This window comes from Variovorax sp. PAMC28562, assembly GCF_014303735.1.
In the GTDB taxonomy this organism is placed as follows: domain Bacteria; phylum Pseudomonadota; class Gammaproteobacteria; order Burkholderiales; family Burkholderiaceae_C; genus Variovorax.
Genome location: NZ_CP060296.1, coordinates 848,049 through 862,287, shown reverse-complemented (window position 1 = coordinate 862,287; position 14,239 = coordinate 848,049). Strand labels below are relative to the sequence as shown.

13 protein-coding genes are annotated in these 14,239 nt (G+C 66.3%); 1 reads left to right on the top strand and 12 read right to left on the bottom strand.

From position 1 onward, the window contains the following. Positions 1-7: 7 nt before the first annotated feature. The 4 genes from H7F36_RS04130 to H7F36_RS04115 all read right to left on the bottom strand — a co-directional run bounded on the left by H7F36_RS04130 (position 8) and on the right by H7F36_RS04115 (position 4,484). A complete protein-coding gene (locus H7F36_RS04130) occupies positions 8-985 on the bottom strand; it encodes an ABC transporter permease (RefSeq protein ID WP_187053481.1) in 978 nt (325 codons plus the stop codon). Between the two features lie 27 nt (positions 986-1,012). After that, positions 1,013-2,605 carry an ABC transporter substrate-binding protein gene (locus H7F36_RS04125; RefSeq protein ID WP_187053480.1) on the bottom strand — a complete coding sequence of 531 codons (1,593 nt, stop codon included), beginning with the start codon at positions 2,603-2,605 and terminating at the stop codon, positions 1,013-1,015. Between the two features lie 113 nt (positions 2,606-2,718). Continuing rightward, a complete protein-coding gene (locus H7F36_RS04120; RefSeq protein ID WP_187053479.1) occupies positions 2,719-4,119 on the bottom strand; it encodes an NAD(P)/FAD-dependent oxidoreductase in 1,401 nt (466 codons plus the stop codon). Next, on the bottom strand, positions 4,116-4,484 hold the full coding sequence (locus H7F36_RS04115) for a nuclear transport factor 2 family protein (protein WP_187054794.1): 369 nt from the start codon (positions 4,482-4,484) through the stop codon (positions 4,116-4,118). The genes H7F36_RS04120 and H7F36_RS04115 overlap by 4 nt, the downstream gene beginning before the upstream one ends. A gap of 219 nt (positions 4,485-4,703) precedes the next feature. Here H7F36_RS04115 and H7F36_RS04110 point away from each other — a divergent pair, with 219 nt between their 5' ends. Continuing rightward, positions 4,704-6,353 carry a PLP-dependent aminotransferase family protein gene (locus H7F36_RS04110; protein ID WP_261802492.1) on the top strand — a complete coding sequence of 550 codons (1,650 nt, stop codon included), beginning with the start codon at positions 4,704-4,706 and terminating at the stop codon, positions 6,351-6,353. Here H7F36_RS04110 and H7F36_RS04105 read toward each other — a convergent pair. From H7F36_RS04105 to H7F36_RS04070, 8 genes are read right to left on the bottom strand one after another with little or no spacing between them, the layout of a single operon-like run. After that, complete coding sequence (locus tag H7F36_RS04105) at positions 6,259-7,194, bottom strand: alpha/beta hydrolase (protein ID WP_187053478.1); 936 nt, start codon at positions 7,192-7,194, stop codon at positions 6,259-6,261. The genes H7F36_RS04110 and H7F36_RS04105 overlap by 95 nt on opposite strands. After that, positions 7,191-8,270 (bottom strand): LacI family DNA-binding transcriptional regulator, encoded by a 1,080-nt coding sequence (locus H7F36_RS04100; RefSeq protein ID WP_187053477.1) that lies wholly within the window; start codon positions 8,268-8,270, stop codon positions 7,191-7,193. Before H7F36_RS04100 ends, H7F36_RS04105 begins: the two co-directional genes overlap by 4 nt. After that, positions 8,267-8,704: a nuclear transport factor 2 family protein gene (locus H7F36_RS04095; protein ID WP_187053476.1), complete on the bottom strand. Its 438-nt coding sequence runs from the start codon at positions 8,702-8,704 to the stop codon at positions 8,267-8,269. Before H7F36_RS04095 ends, H7F36_RS04100 begins: the two co-directional genes overlap by 4 nt. Beyond that, the gene (locus tag H7F36_RS04090; protein ID WP_187053475.1) at positions 8,701-9,711 is read right to left on the bottom strand and encodes an ABC transporter ATP-binding protein; all 1,011 of its coding nucleotides are present in this window, start codon (positions 9,709-9,711) and stop codon (positions 8,701-8,703) included. The genes H7F36_RS04095 and H7F36_RS04090 overlap by 4 nt, the downstream gene beginning before the upstream one ends. After that, on the bottom strand, positions 9,708-10,709 hold the full coding sequence (locus H7F36_RS04085) for an ABC transporter ATP-binding protein (protein ID WP_187053474.1): 1,002 nt from the start codon (positions 10,707-10,709) through the stop codon (positions 9,708-9,710). The genes H7F36_RS04090 and H7F36_RS04085 overlap by 4 nt, the downstream gene beginning before the upstream one ends. Next, complete coding sequence (locus H7F36_RS04080) at positions 10,706-11,623, bottom strand: ABC transporter permease (protein WP_261802491.1); 918 nt, start codon at positions 11,621-11,623, stop codon at positions 10,706-10,708. The genes H7F36_RS04085 and H7F36_RS04080 overlap by 4 nt, the downstream gene beginning before the upstream one ends. After that, complete coding sequence (locus H7F36_RS04075; protein ID WP_187053473.1) at positions 11,620-12,609, bottom strand: ABC transporter permease; 990 nt, start codon at positions 12,607-12,609, stop codon at positions 11,620-11,622. The genes H7F36_RS04080 and H7F36_RS04075 overlap by 4 nt, the downstream gene beginning before the upstream one ends. Before the next feature lie 13 nt (positions 12,610-12,622). Beyond that, on the bottom strand, positions 12,623-14,200 hold the full coding sequence (locus H7F36_RS04070) for an ABC transporter substrate-binding protein (RefSeq protein ID WP_187053472.1): 1,578 nt from the start codon (positions 14,198-14,200) through the stop codon (positions 12,623-12,625). Between the last annotated feature and the right edge of the window lie 39 nt (positions 14,201-14,239).

Here is a 14,239-nt window from a genome sequence, read left to right as displayed (position 1 = left end):
GGCTTCGTCAGCGTGCCTTGATGCGCGGATCGACCAGGCGATAGGCCAGGTCGGTGAGCTGGTTCATCACGAGCACGACGACCGATGCGAACAGCAGTACGCCGAGCACGGTCGGGTAGTCGCGTCGCAGCACGGCCTCGAAAGCGAGCCGACGGAGGCCCGGCCAGTTGAACACCGTCTCGACCAGAATGGCGCCCGCCATCACGTTGCCGAACTGCAGCCCGAGCACGGTGATGACCGGCAGCACCGCGTTGCGCAGTGCGTGCTTGTAGAGCACCACGCGCTCGGCCAGGCCCTTGGCACGCGCGGTGCGGATGAAGTCGGAGCTCAGCACCTCGAGCATGCTGGCGCGCGCCAGCCGGCTGTATTGCGCGAGGTACACGAGGCCGAGCGTGATGGAGGGCAGCACCAGGTGGTGCGCCACGTCGATCACGTCGCGCCAGCCGCCACCGCCGCTCGAATCGACTGCGCGCATGTCGGAAACCGGGAAGATCGGGAACACCGAAGCGAACAGGATCACCAGCATCATTCCGCTCCAGAACACCGGTGCCGCGAAGCCGACCATCGACAGCACGGTGATGGTCTGAGACAGCCAGCCGTTCGGCTTGCGCGCCGACAGCACGCCCAGCGCGGTGCCGGCCAGGAAGGCCCAGAGCACCGAGCACAGCACCAGCAGCAAGGTGGCTGGAACACGCTCGGCGATCAGGCCGGACACCGGCAGGTTGAAGTAGTACGAGTAGCCCAGGTCGAGCCGTGCCACTCGCCCCAGGTACACGCCGAGCTGTACGGCCAGCGGCTGGTCCAGCCCGTAGCTTTGCCGCAGCTCGGCCTTCAGCTCCTCGGTCATGCCGCCGCTGGCGCCGGCGATGGTTTCGACCGGGTCGCCGGGCGCGGCATGCACCAGCGCGAAGTTGAGCACCACCACGGCGGCGATGAGCAAGAAGGCCTGCAGCAGGCGGCCGGCGATGAAGCGAAGCACGTTCATGTGGAGCGACTGATCCCGCTTGCGGATTTACTTCAGGTAGACCTCGTCGAGCGGAGAGGCCGGGCCCCAGATCGTCACCGGCACGTTGCCCACCTTCTTGGTCGTGGCCGTTTGATAGGGCGCGCCGTTGATGAAGACGATCGGCACGTCGTCGGTCACGATCTTTTCGAAGGTCGCGTAATAGGCGCGGCGCTTGACCGGGTCCAGCAACTGGCCGGCCTGATTCAGCAACTCGTCGACCTTCGGGTTGTTGTACGACTGGGTGTTGGTCCAGATGATCGGCTTGATGTTGGTGGACAAGTAGGTACGGGCGACGCCGATGACCGGGTCGCCCCAGTTGAAGACCGTGTCCATCGTCATGTCGAAGTCGTGCGAAGCGATGCGCTTGGCCCAGGTCGGGAAGTCGGCCGAAGCCCGCACGTCGACGGCGATGCCGACCTTCTTCAACTGCGAGCGCAGGTACTCCGCCACGTTCTTCTGCTGCTCGTCGCCACCGGGGATGTAGTCGATGGTCAGCTTGAAGCGCGAGCCGTCGACGCCTGGCTTGTAGCCGGCCGCGTCGAGCATCTCGTTGGCTTTTTTAAGGTCGAACGGATACTTGACCAGGTCGGTCACGGCGAACGGGCTGCTCGGCACGATGGGGCCGTCGACCGGCATCGCGAAGCCGCCCATCAACGCCTTGGTGATGAAGTTCTTGTCGATGGCGGTGGCGATGGCCTTGCGCACCTGCACGTCCGACAGCGGCTTGCGTTCGAGGTTGAAGGCCAACCAGTTGATCGAGCCGATTCCTTCGTAGCCCTTGTCGGTCAGATTGATGTTGGGGTTGACCTTGAGGCGGCGCAGGTTCACCGAGCCGGCCGCGTAGGGCAGCATCTGGATGTCGCCACGCTCGAGACCCAGCAGCAGGCTCTGCTCGTCGGTGCTGATGGTGAAGATCAGCTTGTCGAGATACGGCTTGCCGGGCAGGAAGAACTTGTCGAACTTCTCCATCACGATGCGCTGGCCGGCCTTGAATTCGACCAGCTTGAACGGGCCCGAACCGACCACGTTCTCCGAATTGCGCGCGTTGGTCTTCAGGTCCTTGCCGTCGCCGTAGATGTGCTTGGGCAGGATCGGGCACAGCGCTGGCGACATGGCGAGGATGATGGCCGGGTGCGGCGTGCTCATGCGGATGATGGCGGTGTAGGGGTCGGGCGTTTCGACCCTTTCGACCGGCGCCATCATGGTGGTGAAGGGATGGTTCGCCTTGATCGCCATGATCGAGAAGGCCACGTCTTCGGAGGTGATCGGCTTGCCGTCGTGGAACACCGCGTCGTGGCGCAAGTGCAGCGTGAGCGATTTGCCGTCGTCGGCGAGCTTCCACGACTCCGCCAGGTACGGCTGCGGATTCCACTTGTCGTCGAAGCGCAGCGGGCTGGCGAAGAGCTGGGTCGATGGCAACGCGGTCGCCAGGCCCGACTGCACGGCGCCGTTGAGGTGGCGTGGCGCCTGCGTGGTGCCAATCACGAGCGTGCCGCCCTTCTTGATGTCCTGGGCCTGCGCCAGCGACAGCGCGCTGAAAGTCATAGCGAGCGAAGCGGCAGACAGGAGCACGCGGCGGGTGAAGTTTCGGGGGGTCATGACAGTTCCTCTGAAGTCTGAAAGCGGCTGCGCAAGTTGCGTTCCATCGTAAGGGGCACGATGGAGCCAGTGGCAGTGAATCGTTGGGGCCAGCGGCCGGGCGGGTCGGTCGGCTAGAGCACTTCGTCGTGCAGGTAGTACCAGCGGTACAACATGCTTTGCCCAAAGCGCCGGAAGCGCGCCGCCCACTCGCCCTGCGCCGGAAACTGCAGCGGGCTGTCGTAGATCGGCAGGTCGAACACCGGGTCGGGCTCGCCCGCCATGCGCTGTGCCATGCGGCGACCGGCATGCGCCGAGAACGACACGCCGTTGCCGCCGTAGCCCAGTGCGTAGAACACGCTTTGCTTGGGGTCGGGCTGCACCACGCGCGGCATCATGTCGTGCGCCACGTCGACCCAGCCCCACCACGAATAGTCGATCTGGATGCCCTTGAGCGGCGGGAACTTGCGGGCCAGCCCGTCGATCAGCAACGCGTAATGTTCGGGCGCGCTGGCATCGGCACCGGTGATGGCGCTGCGGCTGCCGATCTGCACGCGGTTGTCGGGCAGCAGCCGGTAATAGAAGCGCAGCGTGCGCGTGTCGGTGATGGCTTCGCGCGTGAGGAAGTTGGTCTCGGCCAGCTCCGACGGCGTCAGCGGACGCGTCACCAGCGAGTTCGACAGCACTGGGAAGTAGCGGTTGGTGAGCGTCGGGTGCAGGCCGGGCGCGGTGTACGCGCCGGTCGCGATACCGACCGCGCGCGCGCGCACCGTGCCGCCCGGCGTCTTCAGGTGATGCACGCCCTTGATGGTTTGCCAGCCGATGACCGGGCTCGACGGATGCACTTTGCCGCCGACGGCGCGCGCGCGCTTCATGTAGCTGTAGGCCAGCTTGAGCGGGTGCACGCAGATGCCTTCGGCTTCATGCATGGCGCCGTGCGCTTCGTGATCGTTGCAATACTCGGCGCGCACTTCGCTGGCGGTCAGCAAGCGCGTGTCGTAGCCGAACTTGTCGCGCATGACGCGCGCCTCGTTCTTCAAAAACGCCATCTTCTTGTCGCGGTGCGCGATGTAGAGATGTCCGCCGGGTTGCGGCTCGCAATCGGCATCGGCCACGAGGTCCTTGAAGGTCTCGAAGCCGTAGCGGATCTCGGCGTCGAGCCGGCGTGCCGTCTCCAGTCCCCAGCGCTCGATCCACTGCGAGCGGTACAGGCGACCGCTCGCGTTCTGGCCCTGGCCGCCGTTGCGGCTGGTGCAGCCCCAGGCCACGCGATTGGCTTCGAGCACCACTGCCTTGATGCCGTGCTCCTTGGCGAGGAACAGCGCGGTCGCCAGCCCGGTAAAGCCCGAGCCGATGATGACCACATCGGCATCGATGTCGCCGGACACCGGGCCGTCGTCATCGGGTGCCGGGCCTGCGGTGGCGGCCCAATAGGTCGGAGCGTAGTCGCGGTTGTGGCCGGGGCCGTCGGACACCAGCGGGTCGTACGCCGGGTCGTAGGGCGCGAAGATTTCCTTTGGCGTTGCGATGCTCATGACAAGGCGGGCAGCATGGGACGGGCCTTGCGGAACACGTTCTTGACGAGGATCTTGCCGTCCTTGAACGTAAACACATCGACGCCGCCCGACTCGCTGCGCGCGCCGTCCGCGGCGGTGCCGGTAAAGGTCCACTCCGACATGCCGCGGTCGCCCATGACGACGTGTTTGCCGTTGCGCCATTGCGCGTCGGGGAAGTTCTTCCAGGCCGACTCGAAGGCCGCCGCGACTGCTGCGTGACCCTGATGACGCGCGCCCCAGGCTTCGCTGCCGGCGGCGGTTTCGAACACGCAATCGGCGTGCATGAAAGACATCAGGACCGGCAGGTCGTGACGGTTCCACGCGTCGGAAAACTGTTCGAGCATGGCCGCCGTCACGGGTTGTGCGGTGGCGGGCAGGGGGGGTGAAGCGAATGCGGTCAAGGCGGCGTCCTGGCAAGGTGTCGGGGCAGCGAAAGGCCCCTTCAATGCAGGGCTTTCGCTAGGTATCACGAGGTTAAGCTCGGGCTCTACTACCCCATAGAGCCAGGCCCTCGCAATCGTGAAAGCCAGACGCGACGCGCATGCACCATCCAGGAGCATGCGATGACGCCCATCAAGTCCCCGTCGACAGCCCCGCTGTGGGCGCAGCTGTTCGCGCTCGACGGTCATGTGGGCTTGCCGCTGCAGTCGCGGCTTCGCTTGCGCGTGGTGCAGGTGATCCTCGACGGGAGCCTGGCCGAAGGCGCGGCGTTGCCCTCTTCGCGTGACCTCGCACTGGCACTCGGCTTGAGTCGCAACACGGTGACCGCCGTGTACCAGCAGATGGTGGACGAGGGTTATCTCGAATCGCGGCCGCGCTCCGGCGTGTTCGTGAAGGCCGGCGCAAAGCCGGCTTCGATCGGCGCCGCGACCGACCGCATCGTCGATCCCTTCAGTGCGATCGGTGCATCGGCCGGCCCGCCGCCCGCATGGTCGCAGCGCGTGCTGCGCTCGTTGCGCGACATGCCCACGCTGTCCAAGCCGGCGCACTGGCGGGACTTCGCTTACCCCTTCGTCTATGGCACGCACGATGCGCAGCTTTTTCCGACGGAAGATTTTCGGGAGTGCTGCGTGCGCAGCCTGGCGCGCTCGCAGTTGCCCAACTGGACGCCCGACTTCGAGACCGACGACATGCCCGACCTGGTCGAGCAGATCCGCACGCGGCTCCTGCCCAAGCGCGGTGTGTTCGCGCGGCCTGAAGAGATTTTGGTGACAGTCGGCGCGCAGCACGCCTTCTATTTGATCGCCGAAGCGCTGTTCGACCAACGCACCCGCGTCGGCTTCGAAGAGCCCGGCTACCCGCATGCGCGCAACACCTTCTCTTTGCGGACCTCGCAGCTCGTCGGCATTCCGGTCGATGAACAAGGGTTGGTCGTCGATGCGTTGCCTGATCTCGACTACGTGTTCGTCACGCCGTCGCACCAGAGCCCGACCACGGCAACGCTGAGCCTGGAGCGCCGCCAGTGGCTGTTGCGCAAGGCGGCGCTGCAGGACTTCGTCGTCATCGAGGACGACTACGAAGCCGAGAACCTGTATGTCGGCGACCCCACGCCGGCCCTGAAGAGCCTCGACAAGACCGGCCGCGTGATCTACATCGGGTCACTGTCCAAGAGCCTGTCGCCCGCATTGCGGCTCGGCTACATCGTGGCGCAAAAAGAACTGGTGAGCGAGTTGCGCGTGTTGCGGCATGCGATGGTGCGACATCCCAGCGCTTTCTTGCAGCACGCCTACGCGCTCTTCTTGTCGCTAGGCCATCACGACTCGCATGCGCGCCGCGTGAACCAGGTGCTGCAGCAACGCATGCAGGTGGCGGCCCGGGCGCTCGCCGCGCAGCTCCCGGAATTCACCTGCACGCCGGCGCAGGGCGGTGCGTCGATATGGGTCAAGACGCCCGACGGCATGGATGGCGGCGCACTGTCGCTGCGGGCCCGCGACTATGGCGTGCTGATCGAACCCGGCGATGTGTTCTTCGCGCAACCGCCGCGGCCTTGTCCGTACTTCAGGCTCCGGCTGTCATCGATCGATGTGGGGCAGATCGAGCCGGGCATCCTCGCGCTGCAGGCGGCCGTGCGGTCGCTCGGTCGCTCGGTCGCGATCGGCACTGAAAGGCCGGTCCGCGTCAGGCCAGTGCAGGGCGTCGATTTGATGCCACCATGCGCGTGCAAAGGAATGCCGCCATCGCGTCTTCGAGCGTCGACGTGCTGTCGCCCATGACGGGCATGGCCGTGGCGGTGCGTGGATAGAAGTGTGTGCCGTCTGCGACGACATAGCTCTCGTGATCGACCCCGACGGATTGCATGTGCAGGTGCAATTCGTGGCTGATCGGGCCGATGCCCGGCAGATCGTTCTCGCCGCGGAACAGGAGCGCGGGCGGTGCGTCCGCGCTGCGGATATAGCGATGCATTTCGGCCAGGCCCATCGCACCCGAAAGCGCCACCACGGCGGCGGCCGGACTCTGCTGGCCATAGGTGGCGGCCAGCGCCATCATCGCGCCCGCCGAGAAGCCTCCAGCGGCGATCTGCTGCGGGTTCACGCCCAGCGTACCGGCCTGCGCGTGCACCCAGTCGATCGCGGTGCCCATGTCGTCGATCGCCGCTTCCATCGCGTTGGCGATCATGACCGGCGTCGACGGCGGCAGTCCCATGATGCCGCGCACGAAATCGATGCGGTCGCGGTTGACGTTCATCGGGTTGAGCAGCAACGGCGTGCTGCCTGGGTGCGGGTCTTCGGGCGTGAGCCGGTAGTCGATGGAGAAGCAGACATAGCCGCGCCGCGCGAACTCGTGGCAATAGGCCGACACCGGCGTGTTCTCGTGCCCGTCCTCGATCACCGTGTCGCTCTGGCGCGAGCCACGGTGGAAGGCCCCGCCAAATGCGAGCACGAGCGCCGGCCGGGCCATGACCGGCGCCGCCTGCGGGCGGTAGATGTCGAGCAGCAGCGGCCGCATGCGGGGCGTGGTGCCGTGGTCGACCATGGCCTCGCCGTAACGGACGTCGCGTTCGACCAGCACCTCGTAACGTTTGGCGATGAAGTCTTCGGTGTCGATGGAGTTCATGACGTGCCTGTTCCAGTGGTGCGCGCAGCAGGGCCGGTGCTGCCGCGGATGATGAGTTCGGTTTCGAGTTCGCAACTTGCCATCACGGGTTCGCCGGCCAGCTTGTGTGCCAGCCATTCGGCCGCCATGTGGCCCAGCTTTTCGGCCGGGGTGCGGATGGTGGTGATGCCCGGCTCCATGGCGGAGGCGAGTTCGAGGTCGCTGTAGCCGGTGATCGACAGGCGCTCGGGGACGGCGATGCCGCGGGAGCGACATTCCATGATGGCGCCTGCGGCCAGCAGATCGTTGGCGCAGATCACGGCGGTCGTGTCCGGGTGCTGTTGCAGCACAGCGCGCAATGCGTTGCGTCCGTCCTGCAGGCCGCTGCCGCCGGCAAACAGGATGCGGTCACCCGGCAACGGCACGCCCCGGGCGGCCAACGCGCCCGCTATCCCGGCCAGTCGGTCGCGTTCGCGATCGCTCACGCGCAAAAAAGCCATGATCACGGCAAAGCGCTCGTGCCCGAGGTCGAGCAGGTGGCGCGTGACACGCTCCATCGCTTTCTGGTGATCGAAGCCGATGCACGGTACGTCCTGGCTGTACGACCAGGTGACGATGTACGGAATGCCGCCCTGCTCCAGCAAGGCCTCCAACTCCGGGTCGCGTTGCAGGCCCACCAGCACCAGACCGTCGACGCCCTGGCGGATCATCGCGTGCACGGCATCGAGCTCCTGCTTTTCGTCGTAGTCCGAGGTGGCGATCAGCAGCGAGTAGCCGGCCTTGCGGCAACCCGCCTGCAGGCCTTCGACCGTGCTGCCGAAGTAGCCGTGGCGAAACGACGGAATCACCGCGCCGATGGCCATGCTGCGGTTGCGGCGTAGCGAACGCGCCACGCCGTTGGGCTGGTAGCGCAGCGCCTGTGCCACCTCGGTCACCCGCTTGAGCGTGTCCGGATTCAACTGGTGCGGCGAGTTGAATGCGCGCGACACCGTGGCCGGCGATACGCCCGCGCGACGGGCGACCTCCTGCACCGAAGCCACGGCAGCGGGCCGCCGGCTTGCGTTTCGCGGCACCGACGCGGGCGCGATCTCTTTCATTCCGGGTTCATTTCCAGGGTCTGGTTCTGCACGATTTTCCAGTACGAATCTTTCTTCGTGACCCGCGCTTCGGCGTCGAAGGAATAGAAGTCGCAGCCGTTCGCGACGATGCGCTCACCGCCCGACGTGGTGCCGGACACCGTCCAGCGCGAGATGCCGAGCTGGCCGATCACGCGGTGCGACACGTTGCTGTAGTGCACGTCCGGCAAGCCGGCGAAGCGCGATGCGACGCCGCTGCGCACCGCCACTTTGCCTTCGAAGCGCCGACCGCACGGCTCTGGTCCCTGCGGCAGTTCCATCGAACAGTTCTCGGCAAAGAACGACAGCACGGCGTCGACATCGTGGTGGTTGAAGGCCGCAGCGAGGCCCTCCAGCTTTTTCAGAATCAGGTCTTCGGTCGGCAAAGGGAATGGCTCCAGGGCAAAAAGGTTCATGCGTGTTGCGGCCCGACGCCATCGTCGTCGACGCGATGGCAGGCCACCAGCCGGTCGCCCGGCATGGCGCGCAACTGCGGTTCCGACACATGGCATAGCGGCTCGGCGAAGGGGCAGCGGCCGGCGAAGCGGCAGCCCGGTGGCAACCGCGTCGGGCTCGGCGGATCACCGCGCAGCACCGCGGGCGCGCGGCCACCGGTCAGATGCGCGTTGCCCGGGATGGCCGACACCAGCGACCATGTGTAGGGGTGCAGTGGCGCGTCGAAGATGGCCTCTGCGCGCGTCTGCTCGACGATCCGTCCGAGGTACATCACGGCGATGTCGTCGCACAGGTAGCGCACCACATGCAGGTCGTGCGAGATGAAGAGGTAGGTCAGCTGCAACTCGTCCTGCAGCCGGGCCAGCAGGTTCAGGATCTGCGCCTGGATCGCCACGTCGAGGGCCGACACCGGTTCGTCGCACACCACCAGCTTGGGGTTCGAGGCCAGTGCGCGCGCGATGCTGATGCGCTGGCGCTGCCCACCCGAAAACTGGTGCGGAAAGAGCTGGTGCTGGTCGGCGCGCAGGCCTACGGCATTCAGTATTTCGGCTACGCGTTCTGTTCGTTCGGCCGGCACACCGATGCCCATCAGGTCGAGCGGCTCGCGCACCAGCTGGTCCACGCGCAGGCGCGGATTGAGCGAGGAAAACGGGTCCTGGAAGATCATCTGGTAGCCGCGCCGGTGCCGACGCTGCTCGGCCGGCGAGAGGCGCTCGCGCACTGCGCCATCGAACACCACGGTGCCGCGGGTCTTGCGAACCAGCCCCATAACGGCCTGTGCGGTGGTGGTCTTGCCGGAACCGCTTTCGCCCACGATGCCGAAGGTGCGGCCACGTCGAATGCGAAAGCTCACGCCATCGACTGCGCGCACTGTGTCGACCGGGGCGAAGGGCCGTGCACGCGGCAGCGCAAAGTGGACGGCGAGGTCATCGACCTCGAGCAAGGTGTCGTCGCTCTGCGTCGTCATGGCAAAGCGCCTTCGAGTTGCCGCAAGCAGGCGGTGGCGTGGTCGGGCCGCAGCTGCACGAGCGGCGGAATGCTGCGCGTGCAGGCCGGCCCGGCGTAGGCGCAACGCGGTGCGAAGGCGCAGCCCGGCGGCAGCGAAGTGGTCGAAGGTACGACGCCCGGTATCTCGGGCAACGGCACACGGCGTCCTGCGACAGGGGCTTGCTGTTGCCTGGGCATGCACGACACCAGCGCCCGCGTGTACGGGTGGGCGCGCGGTGAGAGCACGTCGCGCAGGGGGCCGTCTTCGACCTTGCGGCCGGCATACATCACGTTGACCCGGTCGGCCACGTCGGCCACCACGCCCATGTCGTGCGTGATCAGGATCATGGCGGTGCCGAGGCGCCGCTGCAGGTCTTTCAGCAAGTCGAGCACCTGGGCTTGCACGGTCACGTCGAGTGCGGTGGTCGGCTCGTCGGCGATCAGCAGTTGCGGCTCTGCGGCGAGTGCAATGGCGATCATCGCGCGCTGGCGCATGCCGCCGGAAAGCTGGTGCGGGTAGGCATCGAGGCGCCGCGCCGGATCCGCGATGCCGACCGAATGCAGCAGTGCCTCGGCACGCTCGCGCTCCTCTTTGCGCGGTACGACGCAGTGCTGGCGCAGCGATTCGGTGATCTGCAGCCCGATGGTGAGCAGCGGGTTCAGTGCGGTCATCGGCTCCTGGAAGATCATCGCCATGCGGCGGCCGCGAAGGGCGCGCATGCGATGACCGTCGAAGCCGGCGATCTCCTCGCCGCCCAAGCGGATGCTTCGTGCGGTGGTGCGTGCGCCCCGCGGCGCGAGCCCGAGCAGCGCCAAAGCAGTCATGCTTTTTCCGCTGCCGGATTCCCCGACCAGGCACAGCGTTTCGCCGGCGGCGACATCGAGATCGAGGTCGTACAGGATTTGCTTAGTGCCGCTGGGTGTGTGCAGCACGAGGTTCAGGCCCCGCACGGACAACAGGGGTTCGCTCGGGTTCATCGTTCGCGCAATCTCGGGTTGAGCACTTCGTTGAGGCCGTCTCCCACTAGGCTGATGGCCAGCACCGAAGTGAAGATGGCTGCACCGGGCATCGTGGTGGCCCACCACGCGTCGAGCATGTAGGGTCGGTTGCCGCCGATCATCAGGCCCCAGCTCATCACGTTCTGGTTCGACAGGCCGAGAAAGCTCAGGCCGCTTTCGAACAGGATGGCGGCGCCGATGGTCAGCGTGGCCGAGATCACCAGCGGCGGCATGGCCGCCGGCAGGATCACGCGCCAGATGAGGTAACTGTCGCTGGCCCCCATGGTGCGTGCCGCGGCTACATAGTCGAGATGGCGGATGCGCATGAACTCGCCTCGCGTGAGTCGTGCCGCGCTGGTCCAGCTGGCCGCGCCGATCGCTGCGGCCTGCACCAGCAGAGTCGGCTGCAGCAGCACGATCAGCACCATCGCCAGCAGCACCGGCGGCATCACCTGGAAGAATTCGGTCAGCCGCATCAGCATTCGGTCGACGCGGCCGCCGTAGTAGCCGGCCAGTGCGCCCACGACAACGCCCAGCAGCATGGCGAGCAGGGTGGCCAGAACGCCGACCAGCAAGGTGGCGCGCGCGCCGTGGATCAGGCCCGCGAGCAGGTCGCGTCCGAGGTAGTCGGTGCCGAACAGCGGTGCACCGTCTTCGCCCGGTGCGAGCAGCGGGGCCGCGACGGTTTCGAACGGCTCGACGTGGTAGATCGACGGGCCGATGATCGCCGCAGCAACGATGAGTACGCACAGCACCAGTCCCACCAGCGCGGGGATATTGCGGCAGAAAATCTGCGCGGCCTCGCGGAATTTCCCACGGCCGGTCGTCGCGGATCGGCCTGCAGGCATCGCGGGCGCAGCCGCCTCGTCGGCCAGGGTCGTGCTGGCGTTCATCCGGCTGCTCCCTGCATGCCCGATCCGATGCGCGGGTCGATCAGGCGGTAGAGCCCGTCGATCACCATGTTCGTCAGCACCACGATCACAGCCGAGAACAGCAGGATGCCCATGAGAACGGGCGTGTCGCGCCGCAGGATGGCCTCGAATGCCAGCGTGCCGAGGCCGGGCCAGTTGAAGACGGCCTCGACCAGCACCGCGCCGGCGAACAACTGGCCGACCTGCAATCCGAGCACGGTGAGCACGGGCAGGATCGCGTTGCGCAGCGCGTGCCTGAACACGACGAGGCGTTCCGGCAAGCCTTTGGACCGGGCGGTGCGGACGTAGTCGGCGTTCAGCACCTCGAGCATCGTCGCGCGCGACAGTCGGCTGTATTGCGCCAGATAGAACAGTGACAGCGACACGGTCGGCAGCACCAGGTGATGCAGAACGTCGAGCGCACCGGCCAGCGCACTGCCGGGCCGCTGCGTCACGTCGCGCATGCCGTTGACCGGGAACACCGGCCAATGCGATGCGAAGAGCTGCACCAGCACGATGCCGGTCCAGAACACCGGCGCGGCGAAGCCGACCACCGACAGCACCGTGATGCCCGCGTTGGTGATGCCGCGCGGCCGGCATGCCGCGACGACGCCCAGCGTGGTGCCCAGCAGCACGGCGATGGTGATGGCCGAGCCGACCAGCAACAGCGTGGCCGGCACGCGCTCCATCACCAACTGCGCGACGGGTGCGTTGAAGAAATACGACTGGCCGAGATCGCCGTGCGCGATGCGCCAGAGGTGCGTCGACAGCTGCTTGAGAAGCGGCTGGTCGAACCCGTACAAGCTCCGAACCTGCGCCAGCGTGGCGGCATCGGCCGACTCTCCGGCGATCACCAGTGCTGGATCGCCCGGCGCCAGCTGCATCAGGAAAAAGCTGAACACCAGCACCGCGAGGATGAGGCCCAGCGCATTGGCCACGCGACTGGCGACGAAGTTGATGGCGTTCATGCCTTGGCCCCGATCAGTTGGCCGCGTCGGGCGCCCAGCGTGTGTCGTTGAACGGCGCGGCCGTGCCCCAGAAACCGGCAGGCAGATCGACCAAACCTTTTCGCATCACGGTCTGGTACCGCAGCACCGTCAGCGGCAGGATGGGCACGTCGTCCATCGCGATCTTCTGAAACTGCGCATAGATGCGCTGGCGCTTCTGCGGATCGATCTCGACCGAGCCGGCGTCGAGCAGGTCGTCCACGATCGGGTTGCGATAGTTCGCGTTGTTGGCGTACGGGAGCGGCTGGATGTTGGCGGACGAGTACTGCGGCGCGACGCCGAACGCCGGGTCGCCAAAATTGAACAGCGACACCATGGTCATGTCGAAATCGCCGCTGCCCGTGGCTTTGAGCCAGCTGACGAAGTCGGAGGCCCGCACGTCGACGTCGATGCCCACCTTGCGCAGCTGCGAGCGGATGTATTCGGCGCCGTTCTTGTGATAGTCCACATTGCCCGGCGGGTAGTGCATGGTGAGCTTGATGCGGATGCCGTCCGCGCCCGCCTTGAGGCCGGCTTCGTCCAGCAGCGCGGCTGCTTTCTTGAGATCGGTGGGGTAGGTCTCGACCTGATCTGTATAGAACGGCGTGGTCGGCGCCAGCGGGCTGTAGGCCACCGTCGTGACGCCGCCGAGCAGTGCCTTCGCGATAAAGGGTCGATCGATTGCATAGGCGATGGCCTTGCGCACCCGCACGTCGTCGAGCGGCTTGTGGCGCAGGTTGAACATCAGGTTGTTGAGCGGACCGATACCGCCGTAACCCTCCGATGTCATCGTGAAGCGCTTGTCGGTCGACAGGCGCTTGATGAGGCGCCAGTCGTACATGTAGGGAATCATGTCGATCTCGCCCCGCTCCAGACCGAGCACCAGCGTCTGCAGGTCGGAACCGGCCTTGAACACGATGCGCTCCAGCTTGGGCTGGCCGAGGAAGAACTTGTCGAAGCGCTCCAGCGTCACGTACTGGCCGGCCTTGAACTCGGCCAGCTTGTAGGGGCCGGAGCCTACGGCCCCCGTGGTGTTGGCTGGATTCATGCGGATGTTGCCCTGGCCATAGACGTGCTCCGGCAGGATCGGCAGGAACGGGCTCGACATCGCCAGCACGATCGAGGGCGCCGGACGGTCGAGTTGCACCACCACTGTGTAGGCGTCGGGCGTGCGCACCTCGGTGATCGCATTGAACTTGGAGACGCGGCCGGCCAGGCCCTTGACCGTCAGGATCGAGAACTTCACATCCTTCGAAGTGATCGGCTTGCCGTCGTGGAAAAGACCGTTCTCGACCAGCTTGAGCGTGAGCGTGCGCTGGTCGGCCGACCAAGCCCACGACTTGGCGAGGTAGGGCTGCGGCTTGCCTTGCGCGTCGAAGCGCAGCAGGCTCGCGAACACCTGCGAGCCGGTCACCGTGCTGGTGTAGTCGGGGTTCAGCGCCTGGTTGAGCGACAGCGTCGGACGGTACATGCCGACCACCAGCGTGGTGGGATCGGCAGCCAGGGCGGCGGACGCAGCCAGCGCGGCGAGCAACAAGACCGCACGTTGCGCGACGAATGAAATCAATTTCATAAATGCTCCAGAAAAAGGCGCTGAGAGCGCCAGTCGATT

Bases quoted from the DNA above. Each gene is read 5' to 3' on its own strand.
- H7F36_RS04130 (WP_187053481.1), bottom strand. From the start codon at position 985: ATGAACGTGCTTCGCTTCATCGCCGGCCGCCTGCTGCAGGCCTTCTTG.
- H7F36_RS04125 (WP_187053480.1), bottom strand. From the start codon at position 2,605: ATGACCCCCCGAAACTTCACCCGCCGCGTGCTCCTGTCTGCCGCTTCG.
- H7F36_RS04120 (WP_187053479.1), bottom strand. From the start codon at position 4,119: ATGAGCATCGCAACGCCAAAGGAAATCTTCGCGCCCTACGACCCGGCG.
- H7F36_RS04115 (WP_187054794.1), bottom strand. From the start codon at position 4,484: ATGCTCGAACAGTTTTCCGACGCGTGGAACCGTCACGACCTGCCGGTC.
- H7F36_RS04110 (WP_261802492.1), top strand. From the start codon at position 4,704: ATGACGCCCATCAAGTCCCCGTCGACAGCCCCGCTGTGGGCGCAGCTG.
- H7F36_RS04105 (WP_187053478.1), bottom strand. From the start codon at position 7,194: ATGAACTCCATCGACACCGAAGACTTCATCGCCAAACGTTACGAGGTG.
- H7F36_RS04100 (WP_187053477.1), bottom strand. From the start codon at position 8,270: ATGAAAGAGATCGCGCCCGCGTCGGTGCCGCGAAACGCAAGCCGGCGG.
- H7F36_RS04095 (WP_187053476.1), bottom strand. From the start codon at position 8,704: ATGAACCTTTTTGCCCTGGAGCCATTCCCTTTGCCGACCGAAGACCTG.
- H7F36_RS04090 (WP_187053475.1), bottom strand. From the start codon at position 9,711: ATGACGACGCAGAGCGACGACACCTTGCTCGAGGTCGATGACCTCGCC.
- H7F36_RS04085 (WP_187053474.1), bottom strand. From the start codon at position 10,709: ATGAACCCGAGCGAACCCCTGTTGTCCGTGCGGGGCCTGAACCTCGTG.
- H7F36_RS04080 (WP_261802491.1), bottom strand. From the start codon at position 11,623: ATGAACGCCAGCACGACCCTGGCCGACGAGGCGGCTGCGCCCGCGATG.
- H7F36_RS04075 (WP_187053473.1), bottom strand. From the start codon at position 12,609: ATGAACGCCATCAACTTCGTCGCCAGTCGCGTGGCCAATGCGCTGGGC.
- H7F36_RS04070 (WP_187053472.1), bottom strand. From the start codon at position 14,200: ATGAAATTGATTTCATTCGTCGCGCAACGTGCGGTCTTGTTGCTCGCC.